This window comes from Halopseudomonas formosensis, from assembly GCF_900115905.1.
Taxonomy (GTDB): Bacteria; Pseudomonadota; Gammaproteobacteria; order Pseudomonadales; family Pseudomonadaceae; genus Halopseudomonas; species Halopseudomonas formosensis.
Map to the genome: position 1 here is coordinate 60,593 of NZ_FOYD01000003.1, position 24,048 is coordinate 84,640.

Annotated in this window: 25 protein-coding genes and 1 other RNA gene; 6 read left to right on the forward strand and 20 right to left on the reverse strand. The window is 63.3% G+C overall.

Features of this window, described 5'->3' with window-relative positions:
- The first annotated feature begins 50 nt into the window (after positions 1 to 50).
- Entirely contained in the window at positions 51 to 2,033 is a 1,983-nt protein-coding gene (gene mnmC / locus BM046_RS05600; RefSeq protein WP_090537863.1) for a bifunctional tRNA (5-methylaminomethyl-2-thiouridine)(34)-methyltransferase MnmC2/FAD-dependent 5-carboxymethylaminomethyl-2-thiouridine(34) oxidoreductase MnmC1, read from the forward strand.
- Positions 2,034 to 2,035: 2 nt separating this feature from the next.
- Here mnmC and BM046_RS05605 read toward each other — a convergent pair whose 3' ends face one another.
- Complete coding sequence (locus BM046_RS05605) at positions 2,036 to 2,791, reverse strand: sulfite exporter TauE/SafE family protein (RefSeq protein WP_090537865.1); 756 nt, start codon at positions 2,789 to 2,791, stop codon at positions 2,036 to 2,038.
- A 100-nt stretch (positions 2,792 to 2,891) separates the two neighbouring features.
- Here BM046_RS05605 and BM046_RS05610 point away from each other — a divergent pair, with 100 nt between their 5' ends.
- The gene (locus BM046_RS05610; protein WP_090537867.1) at positions 2,892 to 3,137 is read left to right on the forward strand and encodes a YheU family protein; all 246 of its coding nucleotides are present in this window, start codon (positions 2,892 to 2,894) and stop codon (positions 3,135 to 3,137) included.
- Between the two features lie 108 nt (positions 3,138 to 3,245).
- A complete protein-coding gene (locus BM046_RS05615) occupies positions 3,246 to 3,548 on the forward strand; it encodes a hypothetical protein (RefSeq protein ID WP_090537869.1) in 303 nt (100 codons plus the stop codon).
- A gap of 66 nt (positions 3,549 to 3,614) precedes the next feature.
- On the opposite strand, the gene recR is transcribed toward BM046_RS05615, so the two are convergent.
- The 5 genes from recR to ffs form a co-directional block, all read right to left on the reverse strand.
- Complete coding sequence (recR, locus tag BM046_RS05620; RefSeq protein ID WP_090537870.1) at positions 3,615 to 4,214, reverse strand: recombination mediator RecR; 600 nt, start codon at positions 4,212 to 4,214, stop codon at positions 3,615 to 3,617.
- A 16-nt stretch (positions 4,215 to 4,230) separates the two neighbouring features.
- Positions 4,231 to 4,557 carry a YbaB/EbfC family nucleoid-associated protein gene (locus tag BM046_RS05625; RefSeq protein ID WP_090537872.1) on the reverse strand — a complete coding sequence of 109 codons (327 nt, stop codon included), beginning with the start codon at positions 4,555 to 4,557 and terminating at the stop codon, positions 4,231 to 4,233.
- A gap of 25 nt (positions 4,558 to 4,582) precedes the next feature.
- Positions 4,583 to 6,535, reverse strand: coding sequence for a DNA polymerase III subunit gamma/tau (gene dnaX / locus BM046_RS05630; protein ID WP_090537874.1), 1,953 nt, complete (start codon positions 6,533 to 6,535; stop codon positions 4,583 to 4,585).
- Between the two features lie 94 nt (positions 6,536 to 6,629).
- On the reverse strand, positions 6,630 to 8,027 hold the full coding sequence (locus BM046_RS05635) for an alpha/beta fold hydrolase (protein ID WP_090537877.1): 1,398 nt from the start codon (positions 8,025 to 8,027) through the stop codon (positions 6,630 to 6,632).
- A 204-nt stretch (positions 8,028 to 8,231) separates the two neighbouring features.
- Positions 8,232 to 8,328: signal recognition particle sRNA small type (ffs, locus tag BM046_RS05640), an RNA gene on the reverse strand.
- Between the two features lie 183 nt (positions 8,329 to 8,511).
- Here ffs and BM046_RS05645 point away from each other — a divergent pair.
- The 3 genes from BM046_RS05645 to cueR are packed head-to-tail and all read left to right on the forward strand — an operon-like array spanning position 8,512 to position 10,987.
- Entirely contained in the window at positions 8,512 to 8,754 is a 243-nt protein-coding gene (locus tag BM046_RS05645) for a DUF3820 family protein (RefSeq protein ID WP_090537879.1), read from the forward strand.
- A 38-nt stretch (positions 8,755 to 8,792) separates the two neighbouring features.
- Positions 8,793 to 10,538, forward strand: coding sequence for a potassium/proton antiporter (locus tag BM046_RS05650; protein ID WP_090537881.1), 1,746 nt, complete (start codon positions 8,793 to 8,795; stop codon positions 10,536 to 10,538).
- Positions 10,539 to 10,564: 26 nt separating this feature from the next.
- Complete coding sequence (cueR, locus tag BM046_RS05655; RefSeq protein ID WP_090538413.1) at positions 10,565 to 10,987, forward strand: Cu(I)-responsive transcriptional regulator; 423 nt, start codon at positions 10,565 to 10,567, stop codon at positions 10,985 to 10,987.
- Here cueR and BM046_RS05660 read toward each other — a convergent pair.
- The 14 genes from BM046_RS05660 to BM046_RS05725 all read right to left on the reverse strand — a co-directional run bounded on the left by BM046_RS05660 (position 10,974) and on the right by BM046_RS05725 (position 24,038).
- The gene (locus tag BM046_RS05660) at positions 10,974 to 11,501 is read right to left on the reverse strand and encodes a rhodanese family protein (RefSeq protein ID WP_090537883.1); all 528 of its coding nucleotides are present in this window, start codon (positions 11,499 to 11,501) and stop codon (positions 10,974 to 10,976) included. The genes cueR and BM046_RS05660 overlap by 14 nt on opposite strands.
- Before the next feature lie 20 nt (positions 11,502 to 11,521).
- Positions 11,522 to 11,833, reverse strand: a complete 312-nt coding sequence (locus BM046_RS05665; protein ID WP_090537885.1) for an ArsR/SmtB family transcription factor — start codon at positions 11,831 to 11,833, stop codon at positions 11,522 to 11,524.
- Between the two features lie 107 nt (positions 11,834 to 11,940).
- Positions 11,941 to 13,245: a flagellar hook-associated protein FlgL gene (gene flgL / locus BM046_RS05670; RefSeq protein WP_090537887.1), complete on the reverse strand. Its 1,305-nt coding sequence runs from the start codon at positions 13,243 to 13,245 to the stop codon at positions 11,941 to 11,943.
- 15 nt (positions 13,246 to 13,260) lie between these two features.
- Positions 13,261 to 15,276, reverse strand: a complete 2,016-nt coding sequence (flgK, locus tag BM046_RS05675; RefSeq protein ID WP_090537889.1) for a flagellar hook-associated protein FlgK — start codon at positions 15,274 to 15,276, stop codon at positions 13,261 to 13,263.
- A gap of 3 nt (positions 15,277 to 15,279) precedes the next feature.
- Positions 15,280 to 16,365: a flagellar assembly peptidoglycan hydrolase FlgJ gene (gene flgJ, locus BM046_RS05680; protein WP_090537891.1), complete on the reverse strand. Its 1,086-nt coding sequence runs from the start codon at positions 16,363 to 16,365 to the stop codon at positions 15,280 to 15,282.
- Positions 16,366 to 16,376: 11 nt separating this feature from the next.
- Positions 16,377 to 17,474 (reverse strand): flagellar basal body P-ring protein FlgI, encoded by a 1,098-nt coding sequence (locus BM046_RS05685; RefSeq protein WP_090537893.1) that lies wholly within the window; start codon positions 17,472 to 17,474, stop codon positions 16,377 to 16,379.
- A gap of 16 nt (positions 17,475 to 17,490) precedes the next feature.
- The gene (gene flgH / locus BM046_RS05690) at positions 17,491 to 18,165 is read right to left on the reverse strand and encodes a flagellar basal body L-ring protein FlgH (protein WP_090537895.1); all 675 of its coding nucleotides are present in this window, start codon (positions 18,163 to 18,165) and stop codon (positions 17,491 to 17,493) included.
- A 25-nt stretch (positions 18,166 to 18,190) separates the two neighbouring features.
- Entirely contained in the window at positions 18,191 to 18,976 is a 786-nt protein-coding gene (gene flgG / locus BM046_RS05695) for a flagellar basal-body rod protein FlgG (RefSeq protein WP_090537897.1), read from the reverse strand.
- A gap of 50 nt (positions 18,977 to 19,026) precedes the next feature.
- The gene (flgF, locus tag BM046_RS05700; protein WP_090537899.1) at positions 19,027 to 19,764 is read right to left on the reverse strand and encodes a flagellar basal-body rod protein FlgF; all 738 of its coding nucleotides are present in this window, start codon (positions 19,762 to 19,764) and stop codon (positions 19,027 to 19,029) included.
- A 195-nt stretch (positions 19,765 to 19,959) separates the two neighbouring features.
- Positions 19,960 to 21,423, reverse strand: a complete 1,464-nt coding sequence (locus tag BM046_RS05705) for a flagellar hook protein FlgE (protein WP_090537901.1) — start codon at positions 21,421 to 21,423, stop codon at positions 19,960 to 19,962.
- A gap of 33 nt (positions 21,424 to 21,456) precedes the next feature.
- Complete coding sequence (gene flgD / locus BM046_RS05710) at positions 21,457 to 22,131, reverse strand: flagellar hook assembly protein FlgD (RefSeq protein WP_090537903.1); 675 nt, start codon at positions 22,129 to 22,131, stop codon at positions 21,457 to 21,459.
- Positions 22,132 to 22,142: 11 nt separating this feature from the next.
- The gene (flgC, locus tag BM046_RS05715; protein ID WP_090537905.1) at positions 22,143 to 22,586 is read right to left on the reverse strand and encodes a flagellar basal body rod protein FlgC; all 444 of its coding nucleotides are present in this window, start codon (positions 22,584 to 22,586) and stop codon (positions 22,143 to 22,145) included.
- Positions 22,587 to 22,588: 2 nt separating this feature from the next.
- Positions 22,589 to 22,993: a flagellar basal body rod protein FlgB gene (flgB, locus tag BM046_RS05720; RefSeq protein WP_090537907.1), complete on the reverse strand. Its 405-nt coding sequence runs from the start codon at positions 22,991 to 22,993 to the stop codon at positions 22,589 to 22,591.
- A 217-nt stretch (positions 22,994 to 23,210) separates the two neighbouring features.
- On the reverse strand, positions 23,211 to 24,038 hold the full coding sequence (locus BM046_RS05725; RefSeq protein WP_090537909.1) for a CheR family methyltransferase: 828 nt from the start codon (positions 24,036 to 24,038) through the stop codon (positions 23,211 to 23,213).
- Positions 24,039 to 24,048: the final 10 nt, after the last annotated feature.

Here is a 24,048-nt window from a genome sequence, read left to right on the forward strand (position 1 = left end):
TGAGGCTTTTCCGGTTACAATGGCGCGCCCCAGTGTGCGCCGGAGTAACCGTGAATACGCCCCCCTTTGCCCAGTTGAGCTGGTCGGAAGACGGTCAGCCCTTTTCCACCCGCTTCGATGATGTGTACTTCTCCCGGGAGTCCGGGCTGGCGGAAACCCGCCATGTGTTCCTGCAGCACAATGATCTGTCCCGACGCTGGCGCAACCTGCCCCCAGGAACCCGATTCTGCATCGGTGAAACCGGCTTCGGTACCGGCCTGAACTTTCTCTGCGCCTGGCAACTCTGGGACGAGCTGGCACCGGCGGATGCCCGGCTGCATTTCGTCAGCTGCGAAAAATATCCCCTCCGCCGCGAGGATCTGCAGCGTGCCCTGGCACTCTGGACGGAGCTGACTCCCTGGGCCGACCAGCTGCTGGCCCAGTACAGCGACCTGGCGCCCGGCTGGCAGCACTTCAATCTGGCAGATGGACGGGTCACCCTGACCCTGCTGATCGGCGACGTCCTGGATACCCTGCCCCAGCTGGATGCCCGAGTCGATGCCTGGTTCCTGGACGGGTTCGCTCCAGCCAGGAACCCGGACATGTGGCAGCCGGCACTCTACGCCCAGCTTGCCCGGCTATCTGCCCCCGCCGCCACCCTGGCCACCTTCACCAGCGTCGGCGAGGTCCGCCGCGGCCTGCAGGCGGTCGGCTTCGAGATGCGCAAGGTCAAGGGTTACGGGCGCAAGCGGGAAATGCTCTGCGGCACCCTGGCCGGCGCCGGCGCCGGCGCCGCTGCCTGGAGCGCCCCCTGGCTGGCCCGCCCCGGGTCGCCGGCCGGCGAGCGCAGCGCGCTGATCGTAGGCGCTGGACTGGCCGGCTGCGCTACCGCCCTGGCCCTGGCACGACGCGGCTGGCAGGTGACCCTGATAGAACGGCATGACCGGGCCGCAGCCGAAGCCTCCGGCAATACTCAGGGCATTCTCTACTGCAAGCTCTCGGCTCATCAGACGCCCCTGTCGCGCTACGTTCAGGCCAGCTATGCCTTCGGCCTGCGCCTGCTGCATCAGATCCTGCCGCAGGGCCAGGACAGCTGGCAGGCCTGCGGCGTACTGCAGCTGTGCACCGATGACCGGGAGCGTCAACGGCAGCTGGCCCTTGCGGAACAGGGTTATCCGGAGAGCTTCCTGTGTGCGGTGGATGCCGACCGGGCCAGCACGCTGGCGGGCGTGGCAGTAAATCGACCGGGGCTGTTCTTCCCCGGCGCCGGCTGGGTGCACCCACCGAGTCTGTGCCGGGCCATGCTGCAGCACGGCAACATTCGTCTGCTCACCCACAGCGAAGCCATGTCTCTGCAACACCGGGACGGCGAATGGCAGGCACTGGATGAAAAGGGGCGGTCACTGGCCCGGGCCAGCGTCGCCGTTATCTGCTCGGCCAACGACAGCCAGCGCTTTGCCCAGACCGCCGAACTGCCACTCAAGCCCATCCGCGGCCAGGTCACCCAGTTGCCGGCCACCAGCAGCAGCAAGACACTGAAGACGGTGCTCTGCGCCGAAGGCTATATCTCGCCGGCGCGTCATGACGAACACCATGTGGGTGCCAGCTTCCGTTTCGATCGCCTGGATACTGAGCCGAGCAGCGAGGAGAACCACAACAACCTGCAGCTGATCGGCCAGCTGTCGCCGGAGCTTGCCGGACACCTGCAGCTCGAGACGCTGGACGCCGACCGGTTGCCGGCACGCGCCGCCCTGCGCTGCACTTCACCGGACTACCTGCCACTGATAGGCCCGGTGGTGGATGCCCAGGCCTTCCGCGAGCGCTACGCAGAGCTGGCCAAGGATGCCTCGCGCCAGCCGACCGCGCCGGCCCCCTGGTATCCGGGGCTCTACATCAACGCCGGTCACGGCTCGCGAGGCATGATCAGCTGCCCGCTGAGTGGCGAGCTGATCGCCGCCTGGCTGAACGACGAGCCACTGCCCCTGCCCGCAGATGTGGTGGCAGCGGTACATCCGACGCGTTTCATGCTGCGCCGGCTGATCCGGGGCCGCTGAACTCAGGCCAGCAGATTGGTGATCCCGTCGTACAGCAGCTTGCAGCCGGTGAAGAACAGGAAGACGTAGCACAGTTGGTAGATCAGTTCCTGATTGGTGCGCTGCAGCATCCAGAACCCCAGACGAATGCCGATCGGGGCCAGCGGCAGCAGCACCAGGGCAGTCAGCAGGTTGCTGGTGTCGAACAGCCCCAGCTGGATGTAGAAGGGAATCTTGGCGAAGTTGACCACGGCGAAGAAGACCGCGATGGTGCCCATCAACAGGGTCTTGTCCAGCTTCTGCGGCAGCAGATAGACGTTGATCGGCGGCCCGCCCGCGTGGATGCTGAAGCTGGTAAAACCGGCGATGGTACCCCAGAAGCCGCCGCGCCAGCGGCTCACTCCCCGGGTCGGCGGCTCGCCCCGACGCAGCCAGATATTCAGGGTGAAGACCAGCGCGATAATGCCGATCATCAGCTGGATATGCGCCTCGCTCATCCAGCGAAAGCCCACCCAGGCCAGCACCGTGCCGACCAGCGCCGCCGGCACTATGATGCGCAGATTGGGCAGACTCCAGCGCCCGCGGAAGGTCCGCAGTGCCACCAGGTCCATGGTGCAGAGTATCGGCAGCAGTATCGCCGCCGCCTGCTGGGGCGGCATGACCAGGGTCATCAGCGGTACCGAAAGTATGGCGATATTGCCGCCGAAACCACCCTTGGCTATGCCGTAGAGCAGCACGGCGGGGATGGCGCAGAGATAGAACAGGGGATCAGTTAGCATGGGCACCGCAAAGGCATGGAAAAGCCGACAGTGTATCATTGACGCGTAGCCCCGCCCGTGGGTTCCCCCTGTTCAGTCCGTCATCCGGGAAGTAGACACCATGCTGATACCCCACACCCTGCTCGACCCCGAAACCCTGCAGCGCCTGCTGGAGGACTTCGTCACCCGCGACGGCACCGACAACGGTTACGAGGCCACCCTGCAGCAGCGGGTCGAGCGCCTGCGCCGGCAGATCGAACGCAGCGAAGTGCTGATCGTATTCCATCCCGAGACCGGTGATACCAGCCTCGCCCACCGCCGGGATGTCCCGCCGGAACTGCTGCGCGAACTGCGGGAAACGCTCTGAGTCCCACCTGCTACCGGGTGACGCACCCGGACCGAGATGCTTGGAGTACGGCGGACAAGGGACTAATATAGATGGCCTTATACCCACGCGGGTCCGATGAGGTAAATGATGAAACTGCGTTCTCCCCTGATTCTTGTTGCCCTGCTGGGCTTCGCCACACTGGTATCGGCAGAAAGCGTCGAGACCACTGACACACCGCCCTATGTCTGCACCCCGGAAGAAGCCCTGAAGAAGGCGGAAGAAACCGCCATCACCATCAATGAGATTGCCGCCGGGGATGCCGCTAAGGCAGAACGCCTGCACAATCAGCTGATCGAGCTGCAACAGCGCGATCCGACCCGCAGTGATCATGGGGCCTGCGAAGCCTACGACCGCGTGATCAAGGAACTGAAGGAGAAAAACCCCAGCTGACCAGCTGGGGTTCCGTTTGCAGATCTGAGCGGTGATGCCCGTCCGGGCCACCGCCGTTTCACCTGATCAGTCGATCCGGGTGCGCCCGGCCAGGGCATGGGCCAGGGTGCCGCCATCAATGAATTCGAGCTCACCACCCAGGGGCACCCCATGGGCTATCCGCGATACGCTGATACCCAGCGGCTTGAGCAGCCCGGCGACATAGTGTGCAGTGGCCTCACCCTCGACCGTAGGGTTGGTCGCCAGAATCACCTCCGCCACTTCACTGCCCTGCACCCGCTCCAGCAGCGCCGGCACGCCTATCTCTTCGGGGCCGAGGCCGTCGATCGGCGACAGGTGCCCCTTGAGCACAAAGTAGCGCCCGCGGAAACTGCCGGCCATCTCCACCGCCCAGACATCCGCCGGGCTCTGCAGCACGCACAGCAGACTGTCATCCCGACGCGGATCACGGCAAAGCTCGCAGATCTCGGTCTCGCTCAGGGTGCGGCAGCGCGAGCAGTAACCCACCCCATCCATCGCCGCTTCCAGTGCATGGGCCAGCTGCCGCCCCGCCTCGCGGTTGCGTTCAAGCAGGTGCAGCGCCATGCGTTGTGCGGTTTTGGGACCTACCCCGGGCAGGCCCCTCAGGGCGTCGATCAACTGACGGATCAGCGGGCTGAAACTCATTGCTCGGTTAGCCTGCTCAGAAGGGCATCTTGAAGCCGTCAGGCAGGTTCAGTCCGGCGGTCATGCCGGCCATCTTCTCCTGACTGTTCTTCTCCACCTTGCGCACGGCGTCGTTGACCGCTGCAGCAATCAGATCCTCGAGCACTTCCTTGTCCTCGGTCAGCAGGCTTTCATCGATGGTGACCCGGCGCACGTCGTGGCGACCGGTCATCACCACTGACACCAGGCCGGCGCCGGACTGGCCGGTGACTTCCGCGTTGGCCAGTTCTTCCTGCATCTTCTGCATCTTTTCCTGCATCTGTTGGGCCTGCTTCATCAGGCCAGCCATGCCACCTTTCATCATGTCGGTATCCTCGGTATGGATTTGATTACGCGTCTATCGGGCGAATACTGTCAGGGTAGACCTGCGCAGAGAAATCGGTGATCAGAGCCTGTACCAGCGGGTCGGCCTGGATGCTCTCCTCGGCCTGCCGCTGGCGCGCCGCCCGACGGCGTGCCGCTGCCACCGCGGGGGTTTCCTGATCGGGTGCCTTTACCAGCACCTCAAGGGTGAGCGGACGCCCTTCCAGCTCGACAAGGGCATTCTGCAGCCGCAGACGATGGTTCTCGTTGTACAGGGCGCTGTGACCGGGGTCCAGGTGCAGACGCCAGTGATCCCCTTCGACGGCGACCAGCTGGCAATGCGCGGCAATGCTCTGGGTCAGGCCCGCCACGCCGAGATCGGGGTAGATATCCAGCCAGCGGGCTGCCAGCCCGGTGGCAGGGGGCAGATCGCTGGTTTCATCCGCTGTATCGGCCACAGGGGCTGCGGGCTCTGCCGGCTCCCAGCCATCCATGTACTGGCTGACATCAACGTCCTGATCTTCGCTCTCGGCCTCGAAGTCGTCATCCGGCGGCGCCTCCTGCAACCAGGCGGGAGGCTCCTCGGATTGGCCAGACTGCTGTATGCCCGACCGGGTTTCGCCAGGCGCCGGCACGTCGGTGACCGTGGCTGCATCAACGCAAGCCTCGGTGATCGCTGGCGCCGCGACAACAGCAGGGGCAGCCACCGGTTGTGCTGCTGGCCGCTGTGTATCGGAATCAGGCCTGGCCTGGCTGACTCCCGTCGACTTTCCCGACACCGGTTCCGGATCGGGCTGCGGCGGGGGGGCCGGGGTTGCCGTCTGGGAGCGCGGTACCGCAGATGCCTGCCGGGACAGCTCCGTCGCTGGAGCAGTCGGCCCGGTATGGGTCAGGGTGCCGGGGCGGAACGCCAGCATGCGCAGCAGCGCCATCTCGAAGCCGCCACGGGGGTCCGGTGCCAACGGCAGGTCCCGGCGCCCGTGCAACGCCAGCTGATAGAACAGCTGAACGTCCTCGGCACTGACGCGACCCGCCAGCTCGAGTACCCGCTGCTGATCGCCCAGGCTGTTGTCCGCCGCCTCGGGCAGAACCTGGGCCACGGCAACACGCTGCAGGGTGGTGATGAGTTCGGCCAGCACGCCGGCGAAGTCCGCGCCCTGCTCCGCCAGCTCGGCCACTGCGGCCAGCAGCCCGGGGGCATCATTGGCCACCAGGGCGTTGAGCAGATCGAATACCTGCCCCTGATCGATGGTCCCGAGCATGGCGCGCACTTCTGCCGCCCGCAGCTGGCCGTTACCGAAGGCGATGGCCTGATCGGTCAGGCTCAGGCCATCACGCATGGAGCCGTCAGCGGCCCGGCCGAGCAGCCACAGGGACTCCTCGTCGAAGGGTACCTGTTCTTCGGCCAGCACATGGCGCAGATGTTCGACCACCCGTTCGGGCAGCATGTTCTTCAGGGAAAACTGCAGACAGCGCGACAGAATGGTGACCGGCAGCTTCTGCGGGTCCGTGGTGGCCAGCAGGAACTTCACGTGTGCCGGCGGCTCCTCCAGGGTCTTGAGCAGGGCATTGAAACTGTGCCCGGAGAGCATGTGCACTTCGTCGATGAGGTAGACCTTGAAACGACCGCGGGACGGCGCGTACTGCACGTTGTCCAGCAGCTCGCGGGTGTCCTCGACCTTGGTACGGCTCGCGGCGTCGACCTCGATCAGGTCAACGAAGCGCCCCTCGTCGATTTCCCGGCAGGCCGAGCAGACCCCGCATGGCTCGGAACTGACCCCCGCCTCGCAGTTCAGGCACTTGGCCAGAATCCGCGCTATGGTGGTCTTGCCCACCCCACGGGTACCGGTGAACAGATAGGCATGGTGCAGCCGGTTGTGGTCCAGGGCATTGATCAACGCCTGCAACACGTGGGTCTGGCCGACCATTTCACGGAACAGGCGCGGACGCCATTTGCGGGCTAATACCTGGTAACTCATCGTATGGGCTGCTATCCGGTGTCAACTATAGGCAGCTACTGTACCTTAAAGGGCCCGGTGAAGGCGAGATGCACGCCACCGGGCCCCGACCCGCTCAGTCCTGCTGGTAGTCGTTGAAGATCAACGATATGCGGTGACCCGAGGAGGCCCAATTGGGCACGTTCAGTATCTGCTGATTGGCCGTGTCGCCGCGGGGCGAGCTGACAATCGAGATGGTGCCATCCGGCGGCTCAGCGGCGGGCATGTAGACATCCACACCCCACTGGAACGGCTGGTCCGGGAAGTACGGCAGCGGCTCGCCACTGGTCAGCAGCGGTGTGGCCTCATCATCATGCACATGGATGCCGATATTGGCGCTGCCCATGGCACTGCTGATGATATCCACGGCGGCCTGATCGCCGGAGGCGCTGGTGGTGGAGATTTCCAGCACATCATTGTCCGCACCCCGGTCGCCCCACCATTCCATGTCCCGACTGATGACCAGCGCGGCATGGTCATCGCTGACATGGGTATTGAGCTCGATCTCGGACCCCGCCGGCGAGGTATTGAGCCGCACCAGATGACTGTCACGGATCAGCGGCTGGCGGTAGAAGTGATGATCGGCCCTGCCCGGGCGCAGCAGCAGGAATTCATAGTGCGCCTCCGGGTCGAGACGGACCGGTCCCCAGCGACCGTCGGTGCCTATATTGAAGTTGGCCAGCGAACTGTCGCCCAGCCGCTCCCCGGTATCCGCGTCCACTTCCCAGATCTGCAGCTCAGTACCGGCGGCACCGCTGTTGGCCGGGAAGTAGACCGCCCGTCCGGAAATATTCACATCACCGCGGGCGGGCAGAATGCGCACGCGCTCGGGCTCGACCCCGGTGAAGAATTCGAACTGGGCAGCGAAGGAGGCTTCCGATGTTGCCACCTGAACGTGGGTCTCATCCGGGAAGTAGGCATTGTTGGAGCCCAGGCTCCGCTCCTCGCTGACAAAGATGCCCATGCAGTTGGAGTTACCGGGGCAGTTCTCGCCGGTGGCGCCATCAATGGCGACATAGCCAGCGACCTTGGCGGCGCGCGCGGGATCAGTCAGGTAGTAGCCACATACCGCAGTACCGAGCGAGTGACAGGCGAGATAGACCTGGTCAGCGTCCAGATCACTCAGCACCTGGTCGATGAAGGCGTCCAGATCCGGACTCAGTTCACCGGTCAGCGCCCGCGTCACCTCGCCGATACCTGCAGTGCTGTACTCGAAGGCCAGAACGTGATCGTCAGGATAACCGTTGCTGGAAAAGCGCATGGCCTGGGTCTGGTACTGGGATGCCGAGCCGGCGGTACCATGCACGAAGATCAATGGCAGAACCCGCTCCTCGGGTATGTCCGGCATGGACGGCCCAGGCAGCAGTCCACTCCCCGAACTGGAGCCGGAACCACTCAGGCAGCCGGCCAGCAGCGTTGCCATGCCAAGACCCAGAATGAGTCCGGCGCCACGCAGGTATGCGGTACTTCTCATGAAAATGCCCTCTTCTTGTTGTTATTCGGCTGGAGTCTTCCAGCAGGATGATTCTGAATGCCGGAGCACCATTGTGCAAACACCAGGAATGTATCATCACAATCGAAAGATGCAGAATGGCCTGTGACCGGCTGGGTGCAGGGCAGAATCGAAGAAGGGATGGCTTGGGAAAAAACAACAGGGGGGGGGAAACAAGGGTGGCAACCCTGCCAGCCACACCCCGGCACACGACGGTACCGCTACGGCTGCTCCCTTCCGGGCCTGACCGGGTTCACGGCGAATCGTTGCGAGGGGACCGACAGGGTCGCCATAACGAACCCGACTGATGCGGGCCGCGCTATTGTAACGGCTTGCCCGCAAGTTACAAGCCGATTCTTCTCCTGCAACCAAACCGGCATGTGCGGGATCGGCCATCCCCCTGCCGACGAGCGCTGGCCGGCCGGCGTCGGTATACTGTCCCGGTACCACCTGCAAGAGACCCTTCATGCAACCTGAAGATCTGCAACTGCTGGTTACCCGCCAGATGCCCTTCGGCAAATACAAGGGGCGGCTGATCGCCGACCTGCCCGGCCACTATCTGAACTGGTTTGCCCGCGAAGGCTTCCCCGCCGGCGAGATCGGCCGCCTGCTGCAACTGATGCAGGAGATTGATCACAACGGCCTTTCGGCTCTGCTGGAGCCGCTGCGCCAAACCAAGCGGGGACGCCCCCTATCGCCGCGGCAGTGATGGTAGGATGGGCTCCCGGCCGCTCAGAGCTTTGATCCATGGATGTAATGAATACCCTCTTCGTGATCTGCGCCGGTCTGCTGTCCATCAGCATTCTGGCCAGTTCCATGTCCTCCCGCCTGGGCATTCCCCTGCTTCTGCTGTTCCTGGTGATCGGCATGCTGGCCGGCGAGGAAGGCCCTGGCGGCATTGCCTTCGACAACGTGGATACCGTCTATGTCCTCGGCAGCCTGGCGCTGGCGGTCATATTGCTGGATGGGGGCATGCGTACCCGCGCCGAGAATTTCAAGGTAGCGCTCTGGCCTTCCCTGACCCTGGCCAGTTTCGGCGTTCTGGTCAGTGCCCTGCTCACCGGCCTGGCGGCCACCTGGCTGCTTGGCCTGCACTGGCTGGAAGGCCTGCTGCTGGGCTCCATCGTCGGCTCCACCGATGCTGCTGCGGTGTTCTCCCTGTTGCAGGGCAAGGGGCTGAATCTCAAGCGCCGGGTCAGCGCCACCCTGGAGATGGAATCGGCCTCCAACGACCCCATGGCGATCTTCCTGACCATTACCCTGGTGGAAATGGTCGCCAGTGGTCAGACTTCCTTCAGTTGGTCGTTCCTCGGTCTGCTGGTCCAGCAGTTCGGCATAGGCGGACTCTGTGGGCTGGTCGGAGGCCTGGGCATCGTCTGGCTGGTGAATCGACTGACCCTGGAGGGCGGCCTCTACCCCCTGTTGATCACCAGTAGTGCGGTGCTGGTTTTCGCCTTGACCAACATCCTCGGCGGCAGCGGCTTTCTGGCCATCTTCATCACCGGCCTGGTGCTGGGCAACAAGCGCCTGCGCAGCCTGCAGAACATCCTGCACATGCAGGACGGCATGGCCTGGCTGAGCCAGATCGGCCTGTTCCTGATGCTCGGTCTGCTGGTCAGCCCTTCGGCCATGCTGGATGTAGCCCTGCCGGCGCTGGCCGTGGCTGTCTTTCTCATGCTGGTGGCACGACCGGTGGCGGTTCTGGTGTGCCTGGCCCCCTTCCGGTTCTCCACCATGGAGCGCCTGTTCATCAGCTGGGTGGGGCTGCGGGGCGCGGTTCCGGTGATGCTGGCGATCTTTCCGCTGGTAGCCGGACTGGAACAGGCCCAGCTGCTGTTCAACGCTGCCTTCATCGTGGTGTTGCTGTCACTCCTGCTGCAGGGCGCCAGCCTGCCGCTGGCCGCTCGGCTGTGCAAGGTGGAAATACCCCCGACGCCCGAACCGCTGTACCGCACCAGTCTGGACGTCATTGTGGAAAGCGACTATGAACTCATGGTCTACCAGCTGTCCCAGGCCAACTGGTGCGTGGGGACCCAGCTGCGCTCGCTGAAGATGCCGCCTGATACCCGTATTGCAGCGGTGTTTCGCCAGCGAAAACTGCTTCACCCCTCCGGCAGCACCCGACTGGAGCTCAATGACGTTCTCTGTGTAGTCGGACGTGGCCGGGATCTGCCGGCGCTGTCACGCCTGTTCAGCACCACCTCCACCCGGCAGCACCTGAACAACCGTCAGTTCTTCGGAGACTTCATTCTGGACGGCGGCGCCCGGGTGAAGGATGTGGCCCAGGTGTATAATTTCGAGGTGCCCGAAGACATGGCCGGCATGAGCCTGGCCGAGTTCTTTGTCAGGCAGTTCGATGGCTACCCTGACATCGGTGACAGTACTGACTGGCAGGGGCTGACCTGGGTGGTGGCCGAGATGGAAGATGGCTGGATTCAGAAGGTCGGCCTGAAACTGGGCGGCCAGTCCGAGAGCCAGCATGGCCGCAGTTAGCCTGCGGCAGCGGGGGTGACGAGATGATGAACATCAGCCAGGCCGCAGCGGCGACCGGCCTGACAGCGCGGATGATCCGACATTACGAAAAGATCGGCCTGCTGCGCGATACCCGACGTACCGCCTCGGGTTACCGCCTGTTTGATGAACAGGATATCCATACCCTGCGCTTCATCCAGCGGGCACGCAGTCTGGGGTTTTCCATTGAGCAGATAGGTCAGCTGCTCGCGCTGTGGCAGGACCGGGAACGCAGCAGCGCCGTGGTCAAGCAGCTGGCCCGCCAGCACCTGCAGGAGCTGGAGGAGAAGATCGCCGGCCTGCAGGCCATGCACGCCAGCCTGGCGGAGCTGGCCAGCTGCTGTCTGGGTGATGATCGCCCGGACTGTCCGATTCTCGAGCGACTGGCCGATGACCAGCCGCTGCCCGGCGGCACGCTCAGGGCTGATTGAGGCGTCTGTTCCAGGGCATACGCTGCAGCAACAGAGCCATGCCGCAGAACCCGCTGATACCCGCAAAGATCAGCCCGGCGCCGACGAATCCCGACAACAGAAACAACCAGGGCGACAGAGCGTAGCCCAGCAGCACGCCCAGCAGCACCAGGCTGCCGGCGGCGATCATTACCTGCCGCTGCAGCTCCAGCGGTTGGGTCGGATCCTGCTCCACCTCCAGACCGGCCGCCTTCCAGGCCTGGATGCCCCCTTCGAGCATGTAGGCATCGCAGCTGACGCAGGCCGCCAGTCGGGCCTCGTTCATGCGGGTGCGCTGACCGCCCCGGCAGTGGAAGATGACGGCCTTGCTGCCGACCAGCTCGGTGCCGGCAGCATTCAGCTGATCGAGCGAAAGGTGTCGCGCACCACGGATATGCTCCCGGGCATACTCATCCGCACCGCGGATATCCACCAGTACAGCCCCGGCGTCCAGCAATTGCCTGGCCGCCTGCGGCGAAACGGATTTCAGAGACATCAACATTCCCTCCTGTAGTGTCAGGGGCAGAACATTTCCTTAAGGGTACCCAGCAAGCGTTCGACCCTCGGGTCGGCGATGCGATAGTACAGCGTCTGGGACTCGCGCCGGAAAGCCACCAGCCCCTCCTCCCGCATGCGCGCAAGGTGCTGGGACAGGGCCGACTGGCTCAGTGGTATGCGCTGCAGCAACTCCCCTACGGTCAGCTCACCGTGGGCGACCAGCAGGCACAGCACCAGCAGGCGGTGCTCATTACCCACCGCTTTGAGCAGTGCTGCGGCACGTGCTGCCCCCTCGGCGAACTGCTCGATGTCCTCGGCACTCAATGACATGATCTGCTTCTCAAGAAACTAAATTAGAATAATCTAATGTTAAGGAAAATCAAAGCCCTGCCGGGGCCCTGGAGTCAGGGGATAGTCTACCCCAGGGCCGGGGAAGTTCAGCGCAGGAAGTTGAACAGACTCAGATTGCTGGTCTTGACGAAGCTCTGCTGGGCCGCCTGAAGCACTATGCTCTGCATGCTCAGTCGACTCAGGGCCTCGGCATAATCCAGATCCTTCAGTCCTGATTGCACCTGGGTGTTGATCAGTGTGGCCTCGTCGTTCTCCAGCTGGGTCGACTCGATCACGTTGAGACGAGCACCGAGGCTGGTGCGCACGCCATCGACCTGCCCTATGGCGTTGTCGATGTTCTGCAGGCTGAACGACAGTGCAACGGCCAACCGCTGCCTGTCGGTGCCGGCGTCCCCCGGGTTTTCCAGCACCTGGCGTAGCTGGCGTACGGTATCGAGCACACCCTGCTTTTCCCGATGGCCGACAGTGAAATGATCATCGGCGGCGAGGTTTCCACTCAAGGTGACCGCCATGCCGGCATAGCTGATGTCGTAATTCCCGTCGGCGTTGGGCTCCAGCGCCAGTCTGAGCGGGTTGCCGTCAGCATCGGTGTAGTCCGGGACAGGATCGCCATTGTCGTCCAGAACCGGGCTTCCGTCCGCATTGCTGATCGAATACTTGTCGATAACCGGGTTGGTATCTGCATCTTCCGGAAGGGATGGATCTGTTGCTTCCCGATGGATGGTTACCCGGAAGCCCGCACCCGGGTACAGGGCCGCTTCATCCACCACCCCGGCCTGAGCGATATAGCCCTCCCGGGAGCTCGCCGCCATCTCCAGGCGGGAGGCATTGGGCACGTCAACAAACAGCTCCTTGCCATTATCATTGATAGCCACCATCCTGGAGCTGCCGATCTGGATCGACCGCTGCCCCTCGTCACCCTGATAGCGATAGCTGCCATCGGCCTGACGTTCAAAGGGCCTGGCATCACTCTTGAACCCGCCGAACAGATATTCCCCGCGCGCGTTCTGGCTGTTCAGCAAGCCATAGAGTTCATCTTCCCGTTCCGCCAGCTCCTGGGCCAGCGCCTGTCGGCCGCCGGCATCCAGCGCGCCATTACCCGCGCTCAGGGCAATTTCCCGCACCCGCTGCAGAATATTGTTCACCGAATTCAGCACCGCTTCCTGCTGGGTGAGGCTGTTGGTCGCTGCCGTGAGGTTGTCCTTGTACTGACTCAGTTTGCTGGCTTCCTGATCCAGTTGCAGCAGGCGCACGGAAGCCACCGGGTCGTCCGCCGGACTCAGCAGCCGCTTGCCGGAGCTGATCTGCTCCTGGGTACGCATGGCCGCGGAATAGTTATCCTGAATGCCGCGCACACTGGTGTTGAATGCCTGAATGGTAGAAATACGCATGCCGGTCTATCCCCTTCAGCGCATGGTGCTGATCAATGTATCGAACACGGTGCGCGCAACTTGAATTATCTGTGCGGAGGCGTTGTAGTACTGCTCGAACTGGATCAGGTTGGCTGCCTCTTCGTCCAGATTCACTGCCGATATCGAGTTTCGCTGATTGGTCGCCTGCACCAGCATGGCCTGATTGGCCTCGGCTTCGGTACGGGACTGGGCGGTCAGTGTCGCTACCCGCTGAACCAGATCACCGTAGCCATCCAGCAGGGAGAAGCCGCGAGCCCCGTCGGCCTGCCCCAGAACCTGGCGACTCTGGAGTTCGGACATCAGCAAGGCGTTGCGATTGTCTGCCACGCCCCCCTCGTTGAAGCTGACGGCAAAACTGTCCCCGTCCAGCGGTCTGCCGGAAATGCTCATGCTGAAGCTGTAACCGTCTATGCTCCACTGCAGCTCGGCGGTCGCGCCTGCCTCCAGACTCCATGCACCGGGATTGGCCGGGTCGGTCGGGTTCAGTATTTCAATGGTCCGCGGCGGGGTTGCCGTACTTTCGATGCTCAGGGTGCCGTTGACGTAGGTCAGGGTCACGCCCATCGCCTGCAACGCCTGCAGGTCCATGGGCTCGGGCCCGCTGTTGAGCACCGGCTGGGTCATGCTGCCGGTGCCCCGGTTCTGCAGATCGGCCTCCACTGCCACAGGTCCCGCAAAGGCCAGCTGACGCGGATCCGTCATTACCACCGACAGGCTGCCCGCTGCGTGGCGTGTCGGGGTCAGCAGATACCGGTCGCCCTCGATATAGCTACCGTTGCTCTGGCTCAGATCCAGTCCGTCGAAGGCCGGGTAACCGGGCGCACTCTCATCCGTCACGCTCAGATCGAAGGGCCCCAGCATCTGGCCGTCACTGACCCGGCGCACCCTGAATTCCGTGTCACCGATGAAGGTCAGTTCATAATCCGAGGTCTGCAGCTGGCTGGTGTCGCCGATATGCACCGTCAAGGGGTCGGTGGACTGGTTTCCATCCCGCCCGCGGCTGCGCAGCTCCACCAGCGCATCGGCATTGATGTCATTGAACAGCCCGCGGCCAAGTTCGCTGTTGAGGTCCAGCCCCTTGCCCAGCTGCTGATTGAACTCGCTGGCCAATGCCAGCGACATCCGCCCCAGGGCGTTCTGCGCCATGTCCAGCACGTCCCGGCGATAGCTCAGCAGCCCGCCCAGCTCCCCGCCACTCAGCAGGCTGGTCACATTCTGGGCGGTATGCCCGCTGACCACATGCAGTTCGAGCCGCGAGGGATCATCCAGCCCCGGCAAGGTCTGCAGGCTGGATGCTTCCTTGCCGATGACCAGGGGCTGACCGGAACCGATGAACAGATTGACGCTGTGGTCATCCTGGGGCACCACATTGATGCCGACATAGCTGCTCAGCTCGCGGATCGCTTCATCCCGGGCATCCAGCAGGTCGTTGGGCATGGCGCCGTTGGCCGCTGCCTTGGCAATCGCGTCGTTGTAGCCGGCCACGGAGCTGGCCAGGCGCGTCACCTGCTGCGCTATCGAGGTGAGCTCTTCGTTGATGAAGCGGTTCTGGGCCGACAGCTGATCCTGGGCGGAGTTGAAGCGCCCGGCCAGCCCCTGCGCCTCGGACAGGAACAGCTGGCGAGCAGGCAGGCTGGCGGGATCTTCGATGGCAGTCTGCAGGGCATTGAAGTAGTTCTTCATGGCATCGGTGATGCCCGATGCGGTACTCGACAGGGTGTTGTTCAGTGCCTCAATCTGGGCGTTGTAGGCCTGGTTCGCCGCTGCCGCCGAGGTGGTGGTGCGTACCTGGTTGGTCAGGAACTGGTTGTAGATACGCTGGATATCCACCACCTTGGTGCCACTGCCCAGATAGCCCGCGCCGGTGAAGGCGGCGGGACCGGTGGTCTGAACAGCGGTCTGCCGGGTGTAGCCCGGCGTGTTGACATTGGTGATGTTCTGGCCGGTGACCGACAGGTTGGTCTGGGCTGCGCGCAGCCCGCTCAGGCCGATTTTGAACAGGTCTGCCATGACTTACACCCTACCCTGGTTGTCCGGCGCCTGGCTGGCGGCTGCAATGTTCTGGCCGATCAGCTTGCGGGCGATCTGCGATACCTTGCTGGCGTAGCGAGGGTCGGTGGCGTAACCGGCCGCCTGCAGCTCACGGAAGAAAGTATCGCCATTGTCCGTGCGTTGCAGCGCCCGGGAATAACGACCGTTGCGATGCAGGAAGTCCACATAGTCGTTGAAGCTCTCCTCGTAGGAGGCGTAACTGCGGAACTCGGCCCGCTCCTTGCGCTGCACCCCGTCACGGTATTCCGTGGTCTGCACCTCGGCCGAGTTGCCCTGCCACTGGCCGTGACTCTTGATGCCGAACAGGTTGTAGCTGGTGCTGCCATCGCCGTTGCGGATGATGGACTTGCCCCAACCGGTTTCCAGCGCTGCCTGAGCCACCAGGTAATGGGGGTCCACGCCCAGTCGCGAAGCGGCCTTCTCCGCCATCGGCAGCATGGCCGCGGCGAATTCCTCCGGACTGTTGAAGCGGGTCGGCGCAGCGGCCTGCGCCGCCTGGCTGCGCTCGGCGGCGCGCAGGCCGCGCAGGGGCTGCCAGCTGGCCGAGGGTTCGGTACGGGTCGCCGGAGCCGCGTCTCGGGCAGCAGCTGCCGGGGCCTCGGTTGTACTGCTGCCACCCAGGGTCGCCTCGCCGTGACCCAGACGAATGGCCAGACGGCGGCGCGCCAGCAGGGCGGACTGGTCCGCACGCTCACCGGCATCGCTGCCCGACGCCACCGCACCGACCGCCGGGGCCGGACGGGCCTGGCTCGGCTGCAGCTGACGCAGCATCACGTCCGCCAGACCCATACCCTGTTTTTCCGCCAGGTGTACCGCCATCTGATTGTCGTACATGTCCTGATAGAAGCGGGTCTGGGGACTGTTCAGCGGGTTACCCTCGGCGAACACCTGGTTGGCGTCACGCATGCTCTTGAGCATGACATTGAGGAACAGCGACTCGAACTGGCGGGCTACCCGCTCCATGTTCTCGGGACTGTCGGCCTGACTGCCGGCCTTCATCTGGGCCATGGCGTTGAGGTCGGTGTAGCTGAGACTCGGACCGTTCATGTCAGTACTCCTCAGATCACTATCAGGTCGGCATTCAGCGCACCGGCCTGCTTGAGCGCTTCGAGAATGGCCATCAGATCGCCGGGGGCGGCGCCTACCTGGTTGACCGCACGCACGATCTCATCCAGCGATACTCCCGGGTTGAACACGAACATGCGACCGTCCCCTTCCTCGATGCTGACCTGGGAACTGGGCGTCACCACGGTCTGGCCACCACTGAAGGGCTCGGGCTGGCTGACCTGATAGTTCTCGCTGATGGTCACGGTCAGCCCGCCATGTGTCACTGCCGCCGGCTGCACCCGCACGTCCTGGCCGATGACGATGGTGCCGGTACGGGAATTGATGACCACCCGTGCCGCCGCGGTGCCCTGCTCTATCTGCAGGTTCTCGACCATGGACAGGTAGTCGACCCGCTGGTTGGGGTCCAGCGGCGCGCGCACGCGAATGGAACCGGCGTTCAGCGCCTGGGCCACATCCGGCCCGAAGGTGCTGTTGATCTGATCCACCACCCGCTTGGCCGTGGTGAAGTCCGGCCGGTTCAGGTTGAATACCAGATGGTCGCCACTGGCGAAGGGGTTGGCCACCGCACGTTCCACAGTGGCACCGTTGGGAATCCGCCCGACGCTGGGCACGTTGACCGTGATGCGCGAGCCGTCAGCCCCTTCGGCACCGAAGCCGCCGACCACCAGATTGCCCTGGGCAATGGCGTAGACCTGACCATCGATGCCCTTGAGCGGCGTCATCAGCAGGCTGCCACCGCGCAGGCTCTTGGCGTTACCGATGGAGGACACGGTAATGTCGATGGTCTGCCCGGGGCTGGCGAAGGGTGGCAGCTCGGCGTGGATGGCCACCGCTGCCACATTCTTCATCTGGATGCGGGTCCCCGGCGGCACCGTGATGCCGAACTCGGTGAGCATGTTGTTGAAGGTCTGCACGGTGAACGGCGTCTGCGTGGTCTGATCACCGGACCCATCCAGACCGACCACCAGGCCGTAGCCGATCAGCTGGTTGCTGCGGATGCCGGCGATGCTGGCGATATCCTTCAGGCGTTCGGCCTGCGCCCACGGACTTACCAGGGCCAGGCAGAGACAGATCAGCAATGTGCGCATGGATGACTCCTGGATCCTAGAAAGGCCACACCGGGCTCATGAAGAACTGGCTCAGCCAGCCGGGCTTGCTGGCGTTGGCAAAGGCCCCGGTGCCCGAGTAGGTGATGCGCGCGTCGGCAATCCGGGTCGAGAGCACCGAGTTGTCCGGGCCCACATCCTCGGGGCGGATCAGGCCGGAGAGGCGGATCAGCTCGTCACCGTTGTTCAGCGTGATCCATTTCTCGCCGCGTACTGCCAGCAGGCCATTGGGCAGCACATCGGCCACGGTCACCGTGATCGAGCCGGTCAGGCTGTTGCTCTGGTTCGCATCGGCCTCGCCATTGAAGCCACGTTCACCGCCGAACTCGACACCGGTGTTGATGCCGGCGATGCCCGCGCGTCCGAACAGCATGGGATTGGCAATGCTGGTATTGCTGCCCTTGCTGATCTCGTTCTCGGCCTTCTTCTGCGCCGCCATGCGCTCGGTCAGCACCACGGTGATGACATCGCCCACCCGGTTGGCCTTGCGGTCCTCGTAGAGGTTGCGCTCGAACCCGGCCTGGTAGATGGCGCCGTTGTTCAGCTCCTGGGGAATCGGCGTGCGCGGCATCACCGGCGCATAGGCCGGATCGTCCGGCTTGGGCGGGGTCTGCACGCAGGCGGCCAGGGTCGACAGGCTCAACAGCATCAGGGTGGCACGCAGGGCTTTCATTCTCATCTACTCCCCGAACCCGTCATCACAGGTTCTGGCTGATGTATTGCAGCATCTGGTCGGCGGTGGAGATGACCTTGGAGTTCATCTCGTAGGCGCGCTGGGTGGTGATCATGTTCACCAGCTCCTCGACCACGCTGACATTGGAGTTCTCCAGGGTGTTCTGCAGCACGGTACCCAGGCCGTTCTCACCGGGGTTGCCGACCTGGGGAGCGCCACTGGAGGCGGTCTCCAGGAACAGGTTGCCCCCAATGGCCTGCAGTCCGGCCGGGTTGATGAAGTCGGCGGTCTGGATCACGCCCAGCTGCTGTACGCCAGGGTCACCGAATACCGAGATGGACACGGTGCCGTCCTCACCGACGGTAAAGGTCTGCACATCCTGCGGCAGCTCGATGCCCGGCTCCAGGGGGTAGCCGTTGGAGGTGACGATGCGGCCATCGGCATCCAGATGGAAGCTGCCATCACGGGTATAACCGATGTTGCCGTCGGGCATCAGGATCTGGAAGAAGCCGCGGCCGTTGATGGCCATGTCCAGCGGCTGCTCGGTGGTCTGCAGGGTGCCGGCAGTGAAGATCTTCTGGGTCCCGGCCACACGCACACCGGTACCCAGCTGCAGGCCCGAAGGCAACTGGGTGTCCTGGGTACTCTGGGCACCGGGCTGGCGCTTGATCTGATACAGCAGGTCCTCGAACTCGGGCCGGTCACGCTTGAAGCCGGTAGTGGACACGTTGGCCAGGTTGTTGGAAATGGTGGTGAGCATGGTGTCCTGGGCGGACAGTCCGGTCTTGCTTACCCAAAGTGCTGCGTGCATGTGCTGTCTCCTTGCCTGTCAGTGGCCTGACCCGGCTGATGAAAATCCGCTTAGCTGATCTGCAGAAGCTTGTTGGTGGACTGGGCGTTCTCTTCCGCGGTGCGCATCATCTTGACGTGCAGTTCGAACTGCCGCGCCAGTGACAGCATGGCGGTCATCTCCTCTACCGCATTGACGTTGCTGCCTTCCAGAAAACCGGTGACCAGGGTCACGGCCCCGTCCGCCGGCTGGGCCAGACCGTCCTCGGTGCGCATGAGGCCGTCGGCGCCCTTGATCATGCGCTGCTCCGGGCGTACCAGCTTGATCCGGTCCACCTCGGCCAGTACCGCCGGCGCCTCGCCCTGGGCTCGGAAGCTGATGGTGCCGTCGGTGCCGATCTCAACCTTGTCCACCGGCGGCAATGCAATGGGACCGGCATTGCCCAGCACCGGCAGGCCGCTGCTGGTACGCAGCACGCCGAACAGGTCGATCTGCAGACTGCCCGCCCGGGTGTAGGCCTCGCTGCCATCCGGCGCCTGCACGGCAATCCAGCCTTCGCCATTGATGGCAACGTCCAGATCTCGCCCGGTTTCCTGAAGCGTGCCGGCCGACAGGTCAGTGCCGGGACGTTCGGTCATGGCATAGACCCGCGTCGGAAAACTGTCGCCGAACACCGGCATGGAACGCGCCTGCTCGAAATCCCGGCGGAAGCCGGTGGTGGCCACGTTCGCCAGATTGTTGGCGTGGGCACGCTGGGCCAGCATGTTCTGGCTGGCTCCGCTCATGGAAATGAAGAGTGATTTGTCCATGCTGTAACTCCGCTCCGGCAATCCCTGACGGAAATCTGCCGCATCTGATTTTGCTTGCAGATAACCAAGCAGAGATCGTGCCAACAGTCGGAGGGAGCCAACAGAGACGTCAAATCAATGAGTTAGGAGCCGGTAGAGCGTCAGAAGCGGCAATAGCGGCAAGGTCATTGCCGCTATTGCCGCCCGGGGGAGGGATCAGCGCAGGTTGATGATGGTCTGGGTTACCGCATCTTCGGTCTGGATGGTCTTGGCATTGGCCTGGTAGTTGCGCTGGGCAACGATCAGGTTGATCAGCATCTCCGACAGATCGACGTTGGACTGCTCCAGAGCGCCGGACTGCACCAGTCCCAGGGTTCCGCTGCCGGGGGCTCCGACCACGGGCTCCCCGGAGGCGCTGGACTGGGCCCAGGCGGTATCACCCAGGGGCACCAGCCCCTGCTGGTTGGCGAAGGTAGCCAGTACCAGCTGGCCCTGGGTCCTGGTCTGACCGTTGGTATAACGCGCCACCAGCATGCCGCGATCATCAATCTCCAGACCTGCCAGCTCACCGGTGGTGAAGCCATCCTGCACCACCGAGGTGACTCCGAAGGTGGAGGCGTACTGGGAAGACCCGGTCAGGTTCAGGGTGAATGCCTGCACCTGTGCACCTGCCGGCTGACCGTTGGCATCCAGAGGGGTCCAACCGGCAATCTCGTTGATCTGGCCACCGACCAGCACACCGTCATTGTTGAACACCAGTTCCCGCGGTGTGCTGGTGAAAGCGGGATCCGTCGCCAGCACACCGTCCAGATTGCGACCATCGATCAGGATGTGCATATCCCAGGTGTTGGCGTCGGTCTTGACGAAGTACTTGGACATGACGTGGGAGTTGCCCAGGCTGTCGTACACGGTGACGGAAGTCGAGCTGTTGTAGGTGGAAGAGTCCGAGGGGTCGAACTGCGCGCGCGAAGCCTGGGTAGCCGCGAGTACGGCCTCGGCGGAAGCCACCTGCACACCTGCCGCCTCAGCTGCCGCGGTGGCAGCCTCTATCTCGGCAGGGGTAGGGTTCAGCGGATCGGCGGCACCGGCTATGGCAGTCGCGTAGGCGTCGTCATAGGCAGTCTGGTAGGCGGTAGCATAAGCGGCGTCATAGGCTGCCTGGGCACCTGCCGGGCGCACGCTGGTGGAGTTCAGGTTCAGCGTGGAGCTGACCGCGCTGGTCGGGTTCGGGTTGGCCGCCTTGGTGTCGACCCGCAGGTCCGTGGGCACCCCTTCATTGATGCGCCCGGTCACGGCGTTGACGCCATAGCCCTGCAACCGTTCGCCCTGGTTGTTGACGATGAAGCCTTCGCGATCGGTACCAAAGTAGCCGGCACGGGTGTAGCTCAGCGCCCCGTTCTTGCTGGTGACAAAGAAGCCGTTGCCGTTGATGGCCAGGTCCAGACTGTTTTCGGTGTAGTTGATATTGCCCTGAGTAAAGATCTGGGCCACGTTGTTCAGCACCACGCCGCTGCCCTGGGCATTGCTGCCCGTGCCCAGAATCGAGGCAGCATAGACATCACCGAACTCGGCCCGTGCAGCCTTGAAGCCGACGGTGCTGGCGTTGGCGATGTTGTTACCTGTGATATTCAGATCGGAAGATGCCGCCCGGATACCACTGAGACCAATATTGAAAGACATGATCAAACTCCTTTTCGCGCTATTCGGACGAGGTTATTTACCGATAGTGAAGACGTCGGACAGGCCGATGCTGCCCAGGCCTGCCAGGTTGAGAACCATTTCACCGCCATGCCCCACACCGAGGGAGACACTGTCCACGTTCGCCGGCAGCAGCGTGGCCAGCTGGGTGGTTTCGCCATTGATGCTGGCCTGGGCCTCGAAACGGTATTTGCCGGCCGGCAAGGGATTGCCGCTGGCATCCTGACCGTCCCAGGCGAAGTCGCGGATTCCGGTTTCCTGGGCCCCGAGGTTGATGCTAGCCACCATGCTGCCAGCCTCGTCATAGACGTTGACCAGCACCATCTGGCTGGGCTGGGGCAGCACGAACTGGCCGGTAAAGCCTTCGGCCGGATCAACCATGGCCCGGTCACTGGGAAATACCACGGTGCGCCCGACCATGGAGGAGGCCTGCAGGGCCTGGGAAGACTGGAAGCTGCTGGCCATGGCATCGATACTGCTGTTCATCTTCTCGATGCCTTCGACGGTGCTGAACTGGGCCAGCTGGGCAATGAACTCGCCGTTTTCCTGGGGCGCCAGCGGGTCCTGGTTGTTCAACTGGGCTACCAGAAGCTGCAGGAACTCGTTCTTGCCCAGCTCGTTACCCTTGGCAAAGCGCCCCTGATCCACCTGGTACTGGTCAAGCACACTGCTGCCGACACTGATGCTCATTCCCTGCTCTCCTATTGTCCGAGGGTCAGCACGCGCTGCAGCATGCTCTTGGCGGTATTCATGATTTCCACGTTGGTCTGATAGGCGCGGGAAGCGGCCATCATGTTGGCCATTTCCTCGACCACGTTGACGTTGGGGTAAAACACATAGCCTTCTTCGTTGGCCATGGGATGGTCAGGTTCATAGCGGGCCTGCAGCTCGGCATCCGACTCCACCACACCGAGCACGCTGACGCCCTGCCCGGCCTGATCCTCCGGAGCGAACAGGGATCCGCCAAGCGATTGCTGCTGCTCGTTGAACAGGGTGGCGAACACGGCCTGACGCGCGCGATAGGTCTGATCGATGCTGCTGGACACGGTGTCGGCGTTGGCTATGTTGCTGGCCACCGCGTTCAGGCGCACCGACTGGGCGTTCATGCCGGAACCGGCAATATCGAAGATTCGGTCAAGGGACATGGTCAATCTCCCCGCAGGGCCGTCATCAGCCCTTTGAACTTGCTGTTGAGGAAGGTGAAGCTGGCCTGGAAGTCGATGGCATTTTCCGTGTATCTGGCCTGCTCGGCCTGGACCTCCACGGTGTTGCCATCGATCGACGGCTGATGCGGTGTGCGATAGCGCAAACCTGCCGCCTGATCGATCAGACTCTGGGCGGGAATGTGATTGGCATGGGTGCGTTGCAGCGACACGGTGCTGTTTGCACCGCTCTGCTGAGCCTCCAGTACGCTGGCAAAGTCCAGATCCCGGGCCTTGTAGTTGGGCGTATCGGCATTGGCAATATTGTTGGCCAGCACGGCGGCACGCTCGGCACGGAAAGCCAGCGCTTTCTCATGCAATCCCAGGGCGCGGTCAAAACTCAAACTCATGGTGGCAATCCTCACATCGGCCAGGGCCAGTGTTCTGTCGCCAAGTACACAGCAATACCTGTGCCACCATTGAAAACTCTTTTATTTTCAATTGGATAGCAGGAAACCTAGCACGGGGAGCGGCAAGGGATTTCCGCCGGGCGGCAAGGCTGCCGCAGTCATCGGCAAACCTTGCTGTACGCTGCCGTCGGCAAGGAACGGAGAGGAAGGGGTGTCTTCAGCGGGCCTGGTAGACGATACCCGGGTTGCACTGGACCATGGAATACAGATCGGGCAACCCATTCAGCGCTTCGGAGGCGCCCAGCATCAGATAACCGCCGGGGCGCAGGGTGGCATGAATGCGCCGTAATATGTCCTTCTTCACATCGGCCGAGAAGTAGATGAGGACATTGCGGCAGAACACGATATCGAAGCGCCCCAGGACGCTGTAGCTGTCCAGCAGATTGAGCTGGCGAAACTCCACCCGACTGCGGATGGCCGGCTTGACGGTCCACTCCCCCGGACCGGTCTCATCAAAGTAACGGTCCCGGCGCTCGCGGGACAGGCCCCGGGCCATGGCCAGGCTGTCATAGCAGCCGGCACGGGCGGCATTGAGCATGCCGGCCGAGATCTCACTGGCAACGATCTGCACCCCGCCGCGCAGACGTCCGGGATTGGCGCGCTCGAACTCGTCGACGGCCATGCTCAGCGAATAGGGCTCCTGTCCCGAGGAGCACGCGGCCGACCAGATCCGCAGCCGCCCGTTGGGGTTGCTGGCAAGAAACTCGGGAATCAGCCGTGATTTGAGCACCTCGAAAGGGTACCCGTCGCGAAACCACAGGGTTTCGTTGGTGGTCATGGCATCCACCACCATCTCGCGCAGGCCGGACGCGGGCTGCTGCTGTACCTGACGTACCAGCTCCCCCAGACTGCGGATACCGCGCTGGGTCAGCAGACGACCGAGACGACTGGTCACCAGATACTGCTTGTTGTCCCCCAGCACGATGCCGCAGGTGCGCTCCAGGTAATCCCGGAACAGGTCGAAGTCCGGATCATTTGCCGACACGCATCAACTC